This is a genomic window from Umezawaea beigongshangensis, from assembly GCF_016464305.1.
Taxonomy (GTDB): Bacteria; Actinomycetota; Actinomycetes; order Mycobacteriales; family Pseudonocardiaceae; genus Umezawaea_A; species Umezawaea_A beigongshangensis.
In genome coordinates, this window is sequence record NZ_JAEIOJ010000004.1 from 477,267 (window position 1) to 494,242 (window position 16,976).

A 16,976-nucleotide genomic window follows, 5' to 3' on the forward strand; every position below is an offset into this window, starting at 1 on the left:
CCACTCGGCGCGCGTGTCCGGGTAGCGTGCCTGGTCGTGACGCCACATCCGGAGCCGCCCCCGTCGCACGTGCGCGCCGCGTTCGGTCAGCGGGACGCGGAGCCGGAGCTGATCGACGGCGGGCCCGCCTGGCGCTGCGGTGACGCGGCGATCAAGCCCGCGGGGAAGCCCGCCGAGGCCACCTGGGTCGCGAAGACCCTCGACTCCCTGCAGGTGCCCGACCTGCGCATCGGGCGTCCGCTGCGCTCGACCGACGGCCGCTACGTCGTCGGCGGGTGGACCGCGACCAAGTACCTCGCGGGCCGGGCCGAGCCGCGCCACGACGAGGTCGTGGCCGTCGCGATCCGGCTGCACGAGGCCACCGCCGGGCTGCCCCGGCCCCGCTTCCTGCAGACGCGCACCGACGTGTTCGCCGTCGCCGACCGCTGCGCCTGGGAGGAGGAGAGCGTCCCGCTGCACCCCGACCTCGGCGGCCGGACGTTCGAGCTGCTGACCGCGCAGCGCAAGCCCGTCACGCTGCCCTCGCAGGTCGTGCACGGCGACCTGTTCGGCAACGTGCTGTTCTCCGGCGCCGCGTCACCGGCGATCATCGACTTCATCGCCCACTGGCGTCCGCCGGAGTGGGCCGCCGCCGTGATCGCGGTGGACGCGTTCGCCTGGGGCGGCGCCGACCACGGCATCCTGGAGCGCTGGGGCCACCTGCCGGAGTGGCCGCAGATGCTGCTGCGCGCCGCGCTGTTCCGGCTGGCCGTGCACGCCCTGCACCCCGCTTCGAGCCAGGAGTCCATGGTGGGCCTGGAGCGGGCGGCCCTGTACGTCTCCGCACTCCAGTAGGGCGAACCTCACCGGGGGCTCCCGCCCGGCGAGCGGGCAACGTGCGCTGCCCGAAACATCGGGTGCGGTGGAGTTAACACCCCCTTCCTACGTTCGAGCGGTGACCTCCACCGCCACGCACTGCCCGTACTGCGCGCTCCAGTGCGCGATGTCGCTCGACGGACGACGCGTGCGGCCGCGCGAGTTCCCCACGAACCGCGGTGGCCTGTGCCAGAAGGGCTGGACGTCCGCCGAGGTGCTGACCGCCGCGGGCCGCCTGACCACGCCCCTGGTGCGCCGCGACGGCGTGCTGCGCCCGGCGAGCTGGGACGACGCGCTCGACGTCGTGGCCACCCGGCTCGCCGGTCTGCGCGCCGAGCACGGCCCCGACTCGGTGGCGGTCTTCGGCGGCGGTGGGCTCACCAACGAGAAGGCGTACCAGCTGGGCAAGTTCGCCCGCGTCGCGCTGGGCAGCGCGCAGATCGACTACAACGGCCGCTTCTGCATGTCCTCGGCCGCCGCGGCGGGGACGCGGGCGTTCGGCCTGGACCGCGGGATGCCGTTCCCCGTCACCGACCTCGACGACAGCGGCGCGGTGCTGCTCGCGGGCAGCAACCCGGCGGAGACGATGCCGCCGTTCGTGCAGCACCTGCGGGGCGCCGAGCTGATCGTCGTGGACCCGCGCCGCTCCGCCACGGCCGAGCAGGCCACGCTGCACCTGCAACCCGCGCCGGGCACGGACCTCGCGCTCGCCCTGGGCCTGCTGCACACCGCCGTCGCCGAGGGCCTGATCGACGAGAAGTACCTGGCCGAGCGCACCACCGGCTTCGAGGAGACGTGGCTGGTCGCCGCCGCCTGGTGGCCGGAGCGGGTGGAGCGCGTCACCGGCGTCTCCGCGGCCGACCAGCTCGCCGCCGTGCGCATCCTCGCCGCCGCCGACACCGCGCACGTGCTCACCGGGCGCGGTGCCGAGCAGCACGCCAGCGGCACCGACACCACGTCGGCGTGGATCAACTTCGCGCTGGCGCTCGGCCTGCCCGGCACGCCGGGCTCCGGGTTCGGCTGCCTCACCGGCCAGGGCAACGGGCAGGGCGGCCGGGAGCACGGCCAGAAGGCCGACCAGCTCCCCGGCTACCGCAAGATCGACGACCCGGCCGCGCGCGAGCACGTCGCCGGGGTGTGGGGCGTCGACCCGGCGTCGCTGCCCGGCCCCGGCCGATCGGCCTACGAGCTGCTCGACGCGCTCGGCGAACCGGCCGGGCCGCGAGCGCTGCTCGTGTTCGGCAGCAACCTGCTGGTCTCCGCGCCGCGCAGCAACCACGTCGCGCAGCGGCTCGCCGCGCTGGACCTGCTGGTCGTCGCCGACGTGGTGCTGTCGGAGACCGCGCAGGCCGCCGACGTGGTGTTCCCGGTGACGCAGTGGGCCGAGGAGAGCGGCACGACGACCAGCCTGGAGGGCCGGGTGCTGCTGCGCGAGCGCGCGCTGCCCGCGCCCGACGGCGTGCGCAGCGACCTGGACCTGCTGCACGGGCTCGCCGTGCGGCTGGGCCAACCGGCCGAGAGGTTCCCGGTGGAGCCCGAGGTCGTGTTCGACGAGCTGCGCCGGGCCTCGGCAGGGGGACCGGCCGACTACTCGGGCGTCACCTACTCGCGGCTGCGCGACGGCGAGGCGCTGCACTGGCCCGTGCCCGCGCCCGGCCACCCCGGCACGCCGCGGCTGTTCCTCGACCGGTTCGCCCACCCGGACGGCCTGGCCAGGCTCGTACCGGTCGACCACCGCGGCCCGGCCGAGCCGCAGGACGCCGACTTCCCGCTGCACGCCACCACGGGCCGGCTGCTCCAGCACTACCAGTCCGGCGCGCAGACCAGGCGGGTCCGCGAGCTCGTGGAGGCGGCGCCGGAGGCGCACGTCGAGGTCCACCCGGACACGGCCACCCGCGCCGGGCTCGCCGACGGCGCGCTGGCCGCCGTCGTGTCGCGGCGCGGCCGGACCGTGGCCAGGGTGCGCTGCGTGCCGTCGATGCGGCTCGACGTGGTGTTCCTGCCGTTCCACTTCCCCGGCGAGGGCCGGGCGAACCTGCTCACCAACCCGGCGCTGGACCCGACCAGCCGGATGCCCGAGTTCAAGGTCTGCGCAGTGCGATTGGAGCAGCCGTGAGTGCACGTCGCGTGGTGGTCGTCGGATACGGCATGGCGGGGGCGCGGTTCGCCGAGGAGGTCCGCCGCCGGGACCCGTCCGGGGACCGGGTCGCGCTCACCGTGGTGGGGCAGGAGCGGCACGCCGCCTACAACCGGGTCCTGCTGTCGGGGGTGGTGGCCGGGACGATGCGCGCCGACGCCGTGCGGTTGCAGACCGCCGACTGGGCCGACGCGCACGGCGTGGACCTGCGGCTCGGCGCGACGGCGTGCGGGATCGACCGGGACCGCCGGGTCGTGCGGCTCGCCGACGACTCGGAGGTGGGCTACGACGCGCTGGTCCTGGCGACCGGCAGCCGCCCGTGGATACCGCCGACGGAGGGCCTGACCGACCCGGACGGCTCGCTCGCGCCGGGCGTCGTGGCGTTCCGGACGCTGGACGACTGCGTGCGGATCACGTCCCTGGCCGCTCCCGGCACGCCGGTCGCGGTGGTCGGCGGCGGGCTGCTGGGCCTGGAGGCCGCCAGGGGCCTGGCCGGGCGGGGCTGCCTCGTCACGGTGGTGCACCCCGTCGGGCACCTGATGGAGCGCCAGCTCGACGCGGGCGCCGGACGGGTGCTGGCCCGCGCGCTGGAGGGTCTGGGCATCGAGTTCCGGCTCGGCGCGCTGGCGACGAAGTACCTGGCCGGCGACGGCCTGGCCCTGGACGACGGCACCCGCGTGCCCGCCGAGCTGGTCGTCGTGTCGGCCGGTGTGCGCGCGGAGACCGGGCTCGCCGCCGACGCGGGGATCGCCGTGGACCGGGGCGTGCTCGTGGACGACGCGCTGCGCACCGACGACCCGCGCGTCCACGCGATCGGCGACTGCGCGCAGCACACCGGCACGGTCGGCGGCCTCGTGCAGCCCGCGTGGGAGCAGGCCGCCGTGCTCGCCGACCGGCTGACCGGCACCGCGCCGGGCGCGCGCTACACGGGCACACCCGTGGTGACCAGGCTCAAGGCCCGCGACGTCGACCTCGCCGCGCTGGGCGACGTGCACGTGGAGGTCGACTGCCCGGACTCCGAGGTGCTGTGCTTCGCCGACCCCACGCGCGGCCGGTACGCGAAGCTCGTGCTGCGCGACGACCGCGTGACCGGGGCGATCCTGCTGGGCGCTCCGGACGCCGCCGCGGCCATCACCCAGCTCTACGACCGCGACCTGCCCGCCCCGACCGACCGGCTGGCCCTGCTGCTCGGCCGCACCCTGCCGGGGGAGGCGGCGGTGGCGAGCCCGGCCGACCTGCCGGGCAGCGCCGTGGTGTGCCGCTGCAACACCGTCAGCAAGGCCCAGCTCGTCACGGCGTGGCGGGCCGGGGCGACGACGCCGTCCGCCCTGGCGGAGCGGACGCGGGCCACGACGGGCTGCGGAGGCTGCAAGGACGCCGTGCGGGACGTGTCGGCCTGGCTGGCCAGCACGTCCTGACCGGTGTCCTCACAGGCCGGTCGGCCGGGGTGTGCGAGGGAGTTGCCGCCCGTGCAACGCGCCCGCACGCCGGGGTAACGACCGCTTCCTAGGTTTCCACTGCAACGCGATCTCGGGAGGACGGCATGACCGCTGTGGTGGAGGACCGCGACGCCGTGGCGCCGCGCGGGCGGGGCAACCCGCTGCGCAGGAACCACTGGATCGAACACTGGGAGCCGGAGGACCCGGCGTTCTGGGAGGGCGGCGGCAAGCGCGTCGCGAACCGCAACCTCCTGCTCTCCATCGTCTCGGAGAACCTCGGCTTCTCCGTCTGGCTGCTGTGGAGCGCGGTCGTGGTGTTCCTGCCGACGGCCGGGTTCGCGTTCAGCACCGACCAGCTGTTCTGGCTGGTGGCGCTGCCGAACCTCGTCGGCTCGGTGCTGCGACTGCCCTACACGTTCGCGGTGCCGCTCTTCGGCGGTCGCAACTGGACGGCGATCAGCGCGCTGCTCCTGCTGATCCCCACCGGTCTGCTCGCGCTGTGCGTGCTGACCGCGGCGCCGTTCGAGATGTTCCTGCTCGCGGCGGCCACCGCCGGTCTCGGCGGCGGCAACTTCGCCTCGTCGATGGCCAACATCTCGTTCTTCTTCCCCGAGTCCCGCAAGGGCTTCGCGCTCGGTCTCAACGCGGCGGGCGGCAACATCGGCGTCGCCGTCGTGCAGCTGTCCGTGCCGCTCGTGGTGCACATCGGCACCGGTGTGCACCTCGTCCACGCGGCGCTGATGTGGATGCCGTTCATCGTCGTGGCGGCGTCCTGCGCGCTGTTCTTCATGGACAGCCTCACCGTCGCGAAGTCCGACTTCACCGCCTACGCGGGATCGGTGAAGCGCAAGCACACCTGGGTGATGTCGTTCCTCTACATCGGCACGTTCGGCTCGTTCATCGGCTACTCCGCCGCGCTGCCGCTGCTGATCAACACGACGTTCCCCGAGTCGAAGGCCGCCTACTTCGCGTTCCTCGGCGCACTGGTCGGCTCGCTGGCGCGCCCCCTGGGCGGCTGGCTGTCCGACCGGCTCGGCGGCGGGCGGGTGACGCTGTGGACGTACCTGCTCATGGGCATCGGCGTCGCCGGCGTGCTGGCCGGTCTCGCGCGGCACGACTTCACCCTGTTCCTCGGTTCGTTCCTGTGGCTGTTCTTCACCTCCGGCATCGGCAACGGCTCCACCTACCGGATGATCCCGGCGATCTTCGCCGCGCGGGGCGGCGACCGGGTGGCGGCCAAGCGCGAGGCGGCGGCGGTGATCGGCATCGCCGGGGCCGTCGGCGCGCTCGGCGGGTTCCTCATCACCCGCGGGTTCTCGATCTCGCTCACCTCGTACGGCTCGATCGCCCCCGCGCTCGGGGTGTTCCTCGCCTTCTACGGCGTGTGCCTGGCCGTGACCTGGTGGTTCTACCTGCGGCGCAGGTTCATGGTGGCCAGCGCGCCGAGCCTGGCGCACGCCGCCGTCTGACGCACCTCGCCCCCACTAGCGGTGTGAGGGTCGTTTAACGCTCGCGAAACAGTTCCGTACTCGGCAGGACACGGCCCCCGGTGAGCATGGCGGGGCAGGAGGAGGGATGCACCGATGACGCGAACACTGGTGGTCGTGGGCCACGGGATGGTCGGGCACCGCCTCGTGGAGGCCCTGCGCGACCGGGACTCGGCCGGGACGTGGCGCGTGGTCGTGCTGGGCGAGGAGAGCCGCCCGGCGTACGACCGGGTGGCCCTGTCGTCCTACGTGGAGGACTGGGACGCGGCCTCGCTGGCCCTGCCCGGCTCGGAGTACGACGACGACGACCTCGTGGAGCTGCGGCTCGGCGACCCGGTGGTCGGCGTCGACCGCGAGCACCGGGTCGTCACCACCGCCTCCGGCGCGCGGCAGCCCTACGACGCGCTGGTGCTCGCCACCGGGTCCTACCCGTTCGTGCCGCCGGTCCCCGGCCACGACCTGCCCGGCTGCCACGTGTACCGCACGATCGACGACCTGGACGCCATCCGCGCGACCGTGCGGGCCGCGCACGGACCCGGCAGGCGCGCGGGCCTGGTGCTCGGCGGCGGCCTGCTCGGCCTGGAGGCGGCCAACGCGCTGCGCGGCATGGGCGTGTCGCCGCACGTCGTGGAGCTGGGACCGCGCCTCATGCCGATCCAGGTCGACGAGGGCGGCGGCGCGCTGCTCAAGCGCCTCGTGGAGGACCTCGACCTGACCGTGCACACCGGGACCTCGGCGGCGGCGGTGAAGCGCGACGGCGACCGGCTGTTCGCCGTGCTGTCCAGCGGCCTGGAGCTCGACCTCGACGTCGTGGTGTTCTCCGCGGGCATCCGGCCGCGCGACCAGCTCGCCCGCGAGAGCGGCCTGGAGGTCGGCCAGCGCGGCGGGATCGTCGTGGACGCCTCCTGCCGCACCTCCGACGAGCACGTGTGGGCCATCGGCGAGTGCGCCTGCCTCGGCGGCTCGGTGTACGGGCTCGTCGCACCGGGCTACTCGATGGCCGAGGTGGTCGCCGACCGGCTGCTCGGCGGCCGCGCCGAGTTCCCCGGAGCGGACACCTCGACGAAGCTCAAGCTCCTCGGCGTCGACGTGGCGAGCTTCGGCGACGCCCACGCGACGGCCGAGGGCTCGCTGGAGGTCGTGCTCAACAACGCCGTCGCGGGCACCTACGCGAAGCTCGTGGTGTCCGACGACGCGAAGACCCTGCTCGGCGGCGTGCTCGTCGGCGACGCCTCGTCCTACCCGTTGCTGCGCCCCCTCGTGGGACGCGAGGTGCCGGGCGACCCGGCGGCGCTCATCTCGCCCGCCGGTGGCGAGCCGGTCGGGCTCGACGCGCTCCCCGCCGACGCGCAGGTGTGCTCGTGCCACGCCGTCACCAAGGTCGCGATCACCGACGCGATCACCTCCGGCGGGTGCTCGGACGTGGCCGGGCTGAAGAGCTGCACGAGGGCCGGCACCGGCTGCGGCTCGTGCGTCCCAATGCTCAAGCAGCTCCTGGCCTCGTGCGGCGTGGAGCAGTCCCGCGCGCTGTGCGAGCACTTCGACCACTCGCGGGCCGACCTGTTCGAGATCGTCCGCTCCACCGGGATCGACACGTTCAGCGCGCTCGTCGCCAAGCACGGCAGGGGCCGCGGCTGCGACGTCTGCAAGCCCGTCGTCGCCTCGATCCTCGCCTCGCTGGACCGCGGACACGTCCTGGAGGGCGAGCAGGTCACCCTCCAGGACACCAACGACCGGTTCCTGGCGAACCTCCAGCGCAACGGCACCTACTCCGTCGTGCCGCGCATCCCCGGCGGCGAGATCACCCCGGAGAAGCTCATCGTGATCGGCGAGGTCGCCCGCGACTACGGCCTCTACACCAAGATCACCGGCGGCCAGCGGATCGACCTGTTCGGCGCGACCGTGGACCAGCTCCCCGACATCTGGCGGCGGCTCGTCGACGCGGGCTTCGAGTCCGGACACGCCTACGGCAAGGCGCTGCGCACCGTGAAGTCCTGCGTCGGCAGCACGTGGTGCCGCTACGGCGTGCAGGACTCCGTGGGCCTGGCGATCGAGCTGGAACTGCGCTACCGCGGGCTGCGCTCGCCCCACAAGCTCAAGTCCGGTGTGTCCGGGTGCGCGCGCGAGTGCGCCGAGGCGCGCAGCAAGGACTTCGGGATCATCGCCACCGAGAACGGCTGGAACCTCCACGTCGGCGGCAACGGCGGCTTCACCCCGCGGCACGCCGAACTGCTGGTGTCGGACGTGGACACCGAGACGCTGATCCGCACGATCGACCGCTTCCTGATGTTCTACGTGCGCACCGCGGACCGCCTCCAGCGGACCGCCGCGTGGATCGAGGCCATGGAGGGCGGCCTCGACCACCTGCGCGCCGTGATCGTCGACGACTCGCTGGGCATCTGCGCCGACCTCGACGCGGCGATGGGCGTGCACGTGCGCGACTACGCCGACGAGTGGCGCGGCGTCCTCCAGGACCCGGAGAAGCTCGCCAGGTTCTCCTCGTTCGTCAACGCACCCGGCACGCCGGACCCGGCGATCTCCTTCCGCGAGGAACGGGGTCAGCGGGTACCCGTGCTGCTGGGCACACCGGAGGTGGCCGCCAGATGACATCACTCGTGGAACGCGACACGGCGACGTGGACCAGCGCGTGCGAGCGCGGTGCGCTCCAGCCGGAGCGCGGGGTGGCCGTGCTGCTGCCCGACGGCACGCAGGTCGCGCTGTTCCTCTGCGCCGACGGCTCGCTGCACGCCCTGGGCAACGTCGACCCGTTCAGCGGGGCGGCCGTGCTGTCCAGGGGTATCGTCGGAGACCGGGACGGCGTGCCGGTGGTCGCCTCCCCGGTCTACAAGCAGTCCTTCGACCTGCGCAGCGGCGTCTGCCTCGACGACCAGGAGACGAGCGTGCCCGTGCACCCGGTCCGCGTGCTCGACGGTGTCGTCCAGGTGGGGGCTGCGTGATTCCGGCCGACGTCGCGCCGCTGGCCGGGTACACGGTCGGCGTCACCGCCGCGCGCCGCGCCGAGGAGCTGTCCGCGCTGTTGCAGCGCAAGGGCGCGACCGTGGTGCACGCGCCGGCGATCCGGATCGTCCCGCTGACCGACGACACCGAGCTGCACGCCGCGACCAGCCGCCTGGTGGCCGGACCGGTGGACGTCGTGGTCGCCACCACCGGCATCGGCTTCCGCGGCTGGATCGAGGCCGCGGAGGGCTGGGGGCTGGGCGGGCGGCTGCTGCGCCGCCTGGGCGACGCGACGCTGCTGGCGCGCGGCCCCAAGGCGAAGGGCGCCGTCCGCGCGGCGGGCCTGGACGAGGCGTGGTCGCCGGACTCGGAGAGCAACGCCGAACTGCTGGAGTACCTGCTGCGGTCCGGGGTCGACGGCCGCCGGGTCGCCGTGCAGCTGCACGGAGAACCGCTGCCGGGCTTCGTGACCGCGCTGCGCGACGCCGGGGCCGAGGTCGTCGAGGTCCCGGTGTACCGGTGGACCGGCCCGGCCGACCCGGCGCCGCTGGACCGGATGCTGGACGCGCTGCTGGCCCGCCAGCTCGACGCGCTCACGTTCACCAGCGCCCCCGCCGCGGCGAGCGTGCTGAGCACGGCCCGCGACACCGGCCGCTACGACCAGCTCGTGCGGGTGCTGCGCTCCGACGTGCTCGTCGTGGGCGTCGGCGCGATCACGGCCGGCCCGCTGGTGAGCGCGGGCATCCCCGTCGTGCAGCCCGCGCGCGCCCGCATCGGCGCGATGGCCCGCGAACTCGCCCTGGAGCTCCCGGCGCGCGCGGTGCGTCTGCGACTGGGCACCCGCGAGGTGGAACTGCGCGGTCAGGCCGTGGTGGTCGACGGCGAACTGCGCCCGATCGCCCCCGCGCCGATGGCCGTGCTGCGCGCCCTGGCCGCCGCCCGCGGCGCCGTGGTGTCGCGCCAGGCCCTGCTCGCCGCGCTGCCCGGTGGCGGCGAGGAGCACGCCGTGGAGACGGCGATCGGCAGGCTGCGCACCGCTCTCGGTGAACCGCGACTCGTGTGCACGGTGGTGAAGCGCGGCTACCGGCTGGCGATGGAGCCGGCGGCATGACCCTCGTCCTGGTGGCCCACGGGACCAGGCGCCCGGAGGGCTCGGTCGTCGTGGAGCAGATCGCCGCACTGCTGCGTCCCCGCCTGGACGTCCCCGTCCTGGTCGCCTACGCCGACGTGCGCCAGCCGGACGTGACGACGGTGCTGCGCTCGATCGACGGACCCGCCGTGGTGGTGCCCGCGTTCCTGGCCTCCGGCTACCACGTCCGCGTGGACGTGCCGCAGCAGATCCGCGCGAGCGGGCGTGCTGACGTGGTGCTCACCGCTCCGCTCGGCCCGCACCCGGCGCTGGTGGGGGCGATGCACGACCGCCTGCTGGAATCGGGCTGGCGGCGAGGCGACGCCGTCGTCCTGGCAGCGGCCGGTTCGTCGGACGCGCGAGCGCTGGCCGACGTGCGGGCGGCGGCGGCGCTGCTGTCGGTGCGGACGGGCTCGGTGGTGCCGGTGTCGTTCGTGGCCACGGCGGTCCCCCGGGTGCCGGACGTGGTGGCGGGGTCGCCGGGCCGGGTGGGCGTGGCGTCGTGGCTGCTGGCACCGGGCCTGTTCCACAGCTCGCTGGCGTCGTGCGGCGCGGACGCCGTGGGTGGTCCGATCGGCGCGCACCCGAGGCTCGTGGACCTGGTGCTGCACCGCTACGCGGCCGGAATAGTTGACGCTTCAACCCGGTTGAGCGTGGCATGAGCACCGTGAACGACCTGCTGGAACGAGGAAGGCTGCACCGAGCGACCGGAGACCCGATCACCGCCGCCCGCCACCTGGCGGAGGCGGCGGACCTGGCCCCCACCGACCGCACCGTGCTCACCGAACTGGCGCTGGCGCACTTCCGGTCCGCCGCGCTGGGCAAGGCGGAGGAGGTGCTGCGAACGCTGCTGGAGCTGGACCCGTCGGACGCCTACGCGCGCCTGCTGCTGGGCCGCACCCTGAGCCGGGCCTCCCGCCACGCCGAGGCCCTGCCGGAGCTGCGGATGGCCGCGGTGATGACGGGCGACCCGGAGGTGGCCGCCGAGGTGGCCCGCGTGGAGGCACGCCTGGCCTGAGGCCACCCTCCGCTGCCCGATGATCACGAACGGGTTGGCACCGCACGACCGTGCTGGCACGGTCGTGCGGTGCCGCTGTTCCGCGGCCACCGAGCCGAGGAGTCCGAAGTCCAGATGACCGCACCGACCGACCTCGCTCCCACGCCCGCACACCGCTTGGCCCGCCTCGCGACGGAGGTCCTGGCCCCGTGGGTGTGGGTGCTGGGCCTGCCCCTGGCGATCGGCTGGCACGCCACCGGCACCCCGGGCGGCACGCTGCTGTGGGGCCTGGTCGTCGGCGTGACGGGATCGGTGATCCCGATGCTGGTGATCGTCCGGGGAGCGCGCCGCGGTGCGTGGGAGGGTCACCACGTCACGAACCGCGAGGGCAGGGTGATCCCCTTCGCGGTCTGCACGTCGTCCCTGGCGGTGGGCATCGCGATCCTGGTGCTGGGCGGAGCGCCGGGCGAGATGACCGCGCTGGCCGTGGCGATGTTCGTGACCCTGGTCGTGAGCGTGACGATCACGTTCGGCCTGCACTGGAAGGTCTCGATGCACGCCGCCGTGGCGTCGGGCGCGGTGGTGATGCTGGTGGCCGCCTACGGCCCCCTGCTGGCCCTGCTCACCCCGGCGGTGGTCCTGGTCTGCTGGTCCAGGGTGGAACTGCGCGACCACACGACCGCACAGGTGTGGGTGGGCGCGGCGGTGGGAGTCCTGGCAGGCGGCCTGCCGCACTGGGCGCTCGTGACGACGGTCCTGGCCTGACCCGAGAGGTCGCGTCCCTCCGGTGGGGTTCCCGCTCGCGGGTGCCTTGGGCGGGGCGGCTGCTGATGTCGCCCCACGGGCTCCCGCTCGCGCGGGAAAGACCAACCTGCGGACTCGACACCTGCCCAGTGCGCGGGACCACCCCCGCTCGCGCGGGGAAGACTTGGCCGGGACGTTGCCCACGATCGTGACGGTGGGACCACCCCCGCTCGCGCGGGGAAGACTACATCGAGGACCAGCAGGAGGACATCAACGCGGGACCACCCCCGCTCGCGCGGAGAAGACATCGTGCAAGGGACGCTCCGAAGAATCTTCGACGGACCACCCCCGCTCGCGCGGGGAAGACCACGTCTCGTCCCCGTCGAGAGTGGCCTCGGACGGACCACTCCCGCTCGCGCGGGGAAGACACCGAGCAGACCCGCCTCATCCTCGCCGCCGCGGGACCACCCCCACTCGCGCGGGGAAGACGAGCTCTTCGCGCGAGGTGAGACGCTTGGCGATGGACCACCCCCGCTCGCGCGGGGAAGACTTCGTCCGGTCCTTCTGTCGCACCAGCTTCAAGGGACCACCCCCGCTCGCGCGGGGAAGACTCCAGCCACTCCGTCAGGAATCCGTTCGCCCCGGGACCACCCCCGCTCGCGCGGGGAAGACCCGCTGGGCGCCGCGGGCACGCGCACGCTGGCGGGACCACCCCCGCTCGCGCGGGGAAGACGACCTGCACTGGGCCAACCTCACCGGCCCCGCCGGACCACCCCCGCTCGCGCGGGGAAGACCGGATGCTCGCTCCACGCAAGTGGGAGTGGCAGGGACCACCCCCGCTCGCGCGGGGAAGACGGCGCTGACCTGCTGGGGCTGGTGGTGGGTGCGGGACCACCCCCGCTCGCGCGGGGAAGACGGCCTGCCAGTCGATCAGCTCGAACGGCTCGCCGGACCACCCCCGCTCGCGCGGGGAAGACCTGCTGCACTCGATCTGCCAGGGCCTCGACGCCGGACCACCCCCGCTCGCGCGGGGAAGACGACGAGGACGTTCGTCGTGCCAGGTTCGGCGCCGGACCACCCCCGCTCGCGCGGGGAAGACGCCCGCATCCACTTCACGATGCTGGTGACGATGGGACCACCCCCGCTCGCGCGGGGAAGACGGCGTGCCCGCCTCGTCGTCACCATCGGACGACGGACCACCCCCGCTCGCGCGGGGAAGACTCGCGGTCTACCACCACGACCGCGGCGAAGCGGGACCACCCCCGCTCGCGCGGGGAAGACGACCTGACGCCAGATCGGTACGCCTGACGCGCTGGGACCACCCCCGCTCGCGCGGGGAAGACGCTAATTGACCTGCTGCTTTGCGGAGCTTACCGGCGATTCAGCATGGGTTTGGACGGTCAGCGGCGACCGAAGCGGCGTCGCTTGCTCGCACTGCTCCAGCCCTTCGACGGAGGCGCTGTCGTGGTTGCCTCGTCCGCCGAAGCGGGGCGGAGCACGAGGCTGATGCCCTCGAAGTCCGTCGGCACCCAGTTGTGGTCGTGGACCTCGAACGCGAGTCCCTGCTCGTTGTCCGCGTTGTGGACCATGATCGCTCTACCGGACTTGACCATGTCCACCACGCGGACCCACATCAGACCGCGGACCCTCGCGCTGACCTTTCCCACGAACACGCCGGGGGAGATCTCCAGCAGCCACCTGGTCAGGTGACCGCGCAGGCCGACCGGGCAGGCGGCGACCACGATGACGGTCATTCGTCGTCTCCGTACGCCGTGCCGCCCGCGACGGCTGGGCCCTTGTAGTCCCACAGCATCACGACGTCGGGGTCCTCGAAGGCCTCGGGACCGTACTCGACGACGTCGTCGTCCTCCCGGAGCAGGGTTTTGACGTCGCGGACGCAGGTCTCCAGGAACGTGCCTCCCTTCATGTGGTCGCGCACCGCTCGTCTGGTCTCCGCGCCGACGTCGGCGACGTCGCGGGCGGCGATGTCGAACGCGATCGGGATGGTGATGTCGGCCTTGTAGAGGTCGGCGATGTCGTAGACGAACGACTTCACGTGTCCGGTGTGCACGAAACCCAGACCGGGAGCGCATCCCAGTGCGACGACGACCGCGTGCACGACGCCGTAGAGGCTGGTGTTGGCCGCGGAGAGCGCCTGGTTGACCGGGGTGCCGCCGGCGAAGTCGGTGGGGTCGTAGTCGCGGCGGTTCCACTCGACGCCGGTGCGGCTGGAGTGCTCCCGGTAGAGGCGGCGCACGCGTGCGCCCTCGCGGCCGCGCAACTGCTGCATGTCCAGGCCGGTGGTGTCCTCGCCGGGGAAGCGCACGGCGTACATCTCGCGGGCGACCCGCAGACGGGTGCGGTTGTTGGACACGAGTCGCGCCTGAGCTTCGAGCAGGCGCGAGGAGCGGGCGAGGCTGCGGCCGTGCGCGTAGTAGCGCACACCCTGCTCACCCACCCACACCGCGGTGGAGCCGCTCTCGGCCAGCAGCACCATCGCCTGCTGGCTCACCGTCGTGCCGGGCCCCAGCAGCAGTGCCCCGAGGGTGGCGGCGGGGATGTGCACGGTGCCCCTGTTGTCGCGAGCGGTGATCGCGTTGGCGTCGCGGTGCACGACGCAGTGCTCCAGGTAGAGGAAGGTCAGCCTGTCCTGCGCGCGGACGAGCTGGGACAGGGGGACCGGCTTCGCACCGGGGACGTCAGCCACGGCGCAGAGGCGCCAGGGTCAGCAGGCCGCAGCCGTAGCCCTTCGCCGGTCCGATGCCCTGCACCAGACTGCGTCGGAAGACCTCGGCGTCGCTGATCTCCAGCCTGCCCTCGAACACCGCGGTGCTCAGGGTGACGGTGCGTCCGCAGCGGTCGAACTTCAGCGTCTCACGCCCCTGCACGGCGACGTCGGGTTCGTCGTGCACGCCGGTGGGAACGGTGAACCCGTGGCGCTCGGTGCGGTCGAGCAGCCAGCGGGTCTGTTGAGCGACGGTGACGTGCCCGAAGCGCTGGGACCGCGTCGCGTCGGCGGTCTTGCGACGGCTGCTGACCGGGTTGGCCCTGAGGCGGAACGCCCACTGCTGTCCGGCGGCGAGCTTGCCGAGCAGCGCGCTGTAGTCGCGGGTGTCCCAGCCGTTGGTGGTGGGCCAGCCGACCTGCTCGACCAGGTGCGTGAGGTCGGGTTCCCGCGGGCTGACGAGGTAGAGGTTGCTCTGGTGAGCGCGCTGGTCGAGCCGCCACAGCACCCTGTCCGGCTCGGCGTCGTCGCCGGGGGAGGGGAAGGCGGAGAGAACGGCGGCGTGCAACTTCTGCGGTGAGGTCAGCAGGGATCGCGCGGCGCGTCGTGCGGTGTTGATCTCGAATCGGGTGAGGTGCATCAGGGCACGTCCTCGAAGATCGCCATCGGGTCGAACTCGTCGACGGCGGAGGGGGAGTGGGCAGCGGTCGCGTCGCGGTGGGCGGGGTTCGGGGCGTCCACGGCGTAGCGCTGGACCGATCGCCAGCCGTAGCGGCGGTGGCGCGGGTCGAAGCTGATCGGGTCGTCGCGCACGAGGTTCGCGCCCGGTTCGTCGGGCGCGCAGTCGAGCACGACGTCGAGCCGGACGGTGGGTGCGTGGTGGGCGCGCTGCACCCGCGGTGAGGCCATCCACGGCTCGGCGGCCAGCACGCCGGCCGCGTCGCCCTCGCGCAGCCCCTGGATCAGCTTGCCCGCCGGCGGGCAGGAGCGCCTGCCCAGGAACAGCGGGAACTGCGGTCGCCGCACGGCCTGCACCAGTCCCTCCAGGACCGCCCGGTCTCCTTCGACGGCGACGGCGAACACGGCGTCGGCCAGGTAGAACCGGTAGGACAGCGGCATGGACTGGCCGCCGTCGCGGGTTCGGGCGGTCTGGAAGTCGCGTTCCAGGACGCCGGGCTGCTCGACGCGCACCCCGATCCGCAGGTCCAGCAGTTCTTCCAGCTCGTCCGTGCGTCGGCGGCCCTGCGCGGCGGCGAGCAGGCCGATGATCCCGCTGCGGCTGGGCGTCCGGTCGGTGTTGCGGCGAACGAACCTGCTGCTGGTGCCCCAGGACTGCAACGGGGCGCCCAACCGCAGCAGCAGGACGGTCACGGAGCGTCCGCCAGACGCTCGGCCACCACGGTTCCGAGTCCGCGCACCGCGGTGTCGAAGGTCGTGCGCTCAGCGAGCTCGGCCAGGGGAGCGGTGCGGTCGCCGACCCCGAACGACCAGCCCGTCACCGGCGTTTCGTCGAACGCCTCGTGCAGGTCGCGGCCGTGCTGGACGAGCCTGCGCACCGACTCGCCGATCCGGCCGCCCGGCACCCCCTCGGGAACGGGGTCCTCGAACGCGCCGACGAGGTTGACCGACTGGGTCTCCCGGACCAGGACGAGCACCGCGTCGGGCAGGGTGCGGTTGGCGAACGTGTTCTGCTTGCCGGTGGGCATGCTGGCGACGAACGCGCGGACGAACGCCTCCACCGCGCGCTTGGTGGCCTCGGCGTCACCCAGGCTGTCGTGCAGCCGGTCCACGTCGACGGTGGCGTAGCGGTAGAGGGTGGAGGAGTTGAACTCGACCGTGCCGATCATGCCCGCGCCGGCGTCCTCCTCGTCGTCGTCCTTCTTGTGGTCGTCCACGGCGGTGAAGTAGTCGTACTCGTTGTTCACCGCGTGCACGCTCAGCGCGTGCGCGACCTGACAGGCGGCGTCGACGTTGAGGTCGGTGGCGTCGGCGACCATGCGTCCGAACAGCGCCACGTCCACCGAGTGCTCCCGGTCCGCGCGAGCCCTGGCCTCGCCCTTGGCGAACTCCAGCTTGCCCCCGCCCGCGGCGTGCGCGGCCTGCACGGCCAGCTCCGCCAGGCCCACGACCTGCCGGTGGCTGAGGAAGAGCAGGTAGCCGGACTCGGGCAGCGCATCGGCCTTGCGGGCGGGTTTGGTCTTGATCCCCGCCGCACCCAGCACCGCCGCCGCCAGCTCGGCGGAGCGCTCGTTCAGGGAGGGGTCCTGCCTGGTGATCTCGTCACCGATCAGCTCCACCACCCGCTTGGTGCGCACCCCCAGCTCGGAGCGGTCCAGCAGGTCGTCGAACTCGTCGCGGGTCGCGCGCTTCCACGCCTGGCTGGACACCCGCGCGCGCCGCGCACCACCGTAGACCGCGGTCTTCGGGCTGCCGGTGTCGTCGCGGTTGATGTTGCTGGGCGGCACGGTCTGCAGGACGTGGACGTCGACGATGGTGCGAGACATG

The 16,976-nt window shown here is 73.5% G+C and carries 15 protein-coding genes and 1 CRISPR repeat array; of the genes, 10 read left to right on the forward strand and 5 right to left on the reverse strand.

Features of this window, described 5'->3' with window-relative positions; genetic code table 11:
• Positions 1–36: 36 nt before the first annotated feature.
• The 10 genes from IMZ35_RS13945 to IMZ35_RS13990 all read left to right on the forward strand — a co-directional run bounded on the left by IMZ35_RS13945 (position 37) and on the right by IMZ35_RS13990 (position 11,767).
• A complete protein-coding gene (locus IMZ35_RS13945; RefSeq protein WP_199441437.1) occupies positions 37–834 on the forward strand; it encodes a TIGR02569 family protein in 798 nt (265 codons plus the stop codon).
• 148 nt (positions 835–982) lie between these two features.
• Positions 983–2,971 carry a molybdopterin oxidoreductase family protein gene (locus tag IMZ35_RS13950; protein WP_199441569.1) on the forward strand — a complete coding sequence of 663 codons (1,989 nt, stop codon included), beginning with the start codon at positions 983–985 and terminating at the stop codon, positions 2,969–2,971.
• A complete protein-coding gene (locus tag IMZ35_RS13955) occupies positions 2,968–4,410 on the forward strand; it encodes an FAD-dependent oxidoreductase (protein ID WP_199441438.1) in 1,443 nt (480 codons plus the stop codon). The genes IMZ35_RS13950 and IMZ35_RS13955 overlap by 4 nt, the downstream gene beginning before the upstream one ends.
• A gap of 125 nt (positions 4,411–4,535) precedes the next feature.
• Positions 4,536–5,900, forward strand: a complete 1,365-nt coding sequence (locus IMZ35_RS13960) for an MFS transporter (protein ID WP_199441439.1) — start codon at positions 4,536–4,538, stop codon at positions 5,898–5,900.
• Positions 5,901–6,014: 114 nt separating this feature from the next.
• Positions 6,015–8,525, forward strand: coding sequence for a nitrite reductase large subunit NirB (gene nirB, locus IMZ35_RS13965; protein ID WP_199441440.1), 2,511 nt, complete (start codon positions 6,015–6,017; stop codon positions 8,523–8,525).
• Positions 8,522–8,875: a nitrite reductase small subunit NirD gene (gene nirD / locus IMZ35_RS13970; protein WP_199441441.1), complete on the forward strand. Its 354-nt coding sequence runs from the start codon at positions 8,522–8,524 to the stop codon at positions 8,873–8,875. Before nirB ends, nirD begins: the two co-directional genes overlap by 4 nt.
• Positions 8,872–9,987 carry a uroporphyrinogen-III synthase gene (locus tag IMZ35_RS13975; RefSeq protein ID WP_199441442.1) on the forward strand — a complete coding sequence of 372 codons (1,116 nt, stop codon included), beginning with the start codon at positions 8,872–8,874 and terminating at the stop codon, positions 9,985–9,987. Before nirD ends, IMZ35_RS13975 begins: the two co-directional genes overlap by 4 nt.
• A complete protein-coding gene (locus IMZ35_RS13980) occupies positions 9,984–10,667 on the forward strand; it encodes a sirohydrochlorin chelatase (RefSeq protein ID WP_199441443.1) in 684 nt (227 codons plus the stop codon). The genes IMZ35_RS13975 and IMZ35_RS13980 overlap by 4 nt, the downstream gene beginning before the upstream one ends.
• Positions 10,664–11,023: a tetratricopeptide repeat protein gene (locus IMZ35_RS13985; RefSeq protein ID WP_199441444.1), complete on the forward strand. Its 360-nt coding sequence runs from the start codon at positions 10,664–10,666 to the stop codon at positions 11,021–11,023. Before IMZ35_RS13980 ends, IMZ35_RS13985 begins: the two co-directional genes overlap by 4 nt.
• Positions 11,024–11,137: 114 nt before the next feature.
• Positions 11,138–11,767, forward strand: a complete 630-nt coding sequence (locus IMZ35_RS13990; RefSeq protein WP_199441445.1) for a phosphatase PAP2 family protein — start codon at positions 11,138–11,140, stop codon at positions 11,765–11,767.
• A 135-nt stretch (positions 11,768–11,902) separates the two neighbouring features.
• Positions 11,903–13,089: direct repeats of the CRISPR family, unit length 28 nt; unit sequence GGACCACCCCCGCTCGCGCGGGGAAGAC.
• A 57-nt stretch (positions 13,090–13,146) separates the two neighbouring features.
• Here IMZ35_RS13990 and cas2e read toward each other — a convergent pair.
• Genes cas2e through cas7e form a run of 5 tightly spaced genes read right to left on the reverse strand, consistent with a single transcriptional unit; the run spans position 13,147 to position 16,975 of the window.
• Positions 13,147–13,500 (reverse strand): type I-E CRISPR-associated endoribonuclease Cas2e, encoded by a 354-nt coding sequence (gene cas2e / locus IMZ35_RS13995; protein ID WP_199441446.1) that lies wholly within the window; start codon positions 13,498–13,500, stop codon positions 13,147–13,149.
• Positions 13,497–14,453, reverse strand: a complete 957-nt coding sequence (gene cas1e, locus IMZ35_RS14000) for a type I-E CRISPR-associated endonuclease Cas1e (protein ID WP_199441447.1) — start codon at positions 14,451–14,453, stop codon at positions 13,497–13,499. Before cas1e ends, cas2e begins: the two co-directional genes overlap by 4 nt.
• Positions 14,446–15,111, reverse strand: coding sequence for a type I-E CRISPR-associated protein Cas6/Cse3/CasE (gene cas6e, locus IMZ35_RS14005; RefSeq protein ID WP_199441448.1), 666 nt, complete (start codon positions 15,109–15,111; stop codon positions 14,446–14,448). Before cas6e ends, cas1e begins: the two co-directional genes overlap by 8 nt.
• Positions 15,111–15,842 carry a type I-E CRISPR-associated protein Cas5/CasD gene (cas5e, locus tag IMZ35_RS14010; protein WP_199441449.1) on the reverse strand — a complete coding sequence of 244 codons (732 nt, stop codon included), beginning with the start codon at positions 15,840–15,842 and terminating at the stop codon, positions 15,111–15,113. Before cas5e ends, cas6e begins: the two co-directional genes overlap by 1 nt.
• Positions 15,839–16,975, reverse strand: coding sequence for a type I-E CRISPR-associated protein Cas7/Cse4/CasC (gene cas7e, locus IMZ35_RS14015; RefSeq protein WP_199441450.1), 1,137 nt, complete (start codon positions 16,973–16,975; stop codon positions 15,839–15,841). The genes cas5e and cas7e overlap by 4 nt, the downstream gene beginning before the upstream one ends.
• Position 16,976 lies beyond the last annotated feature (1 nt).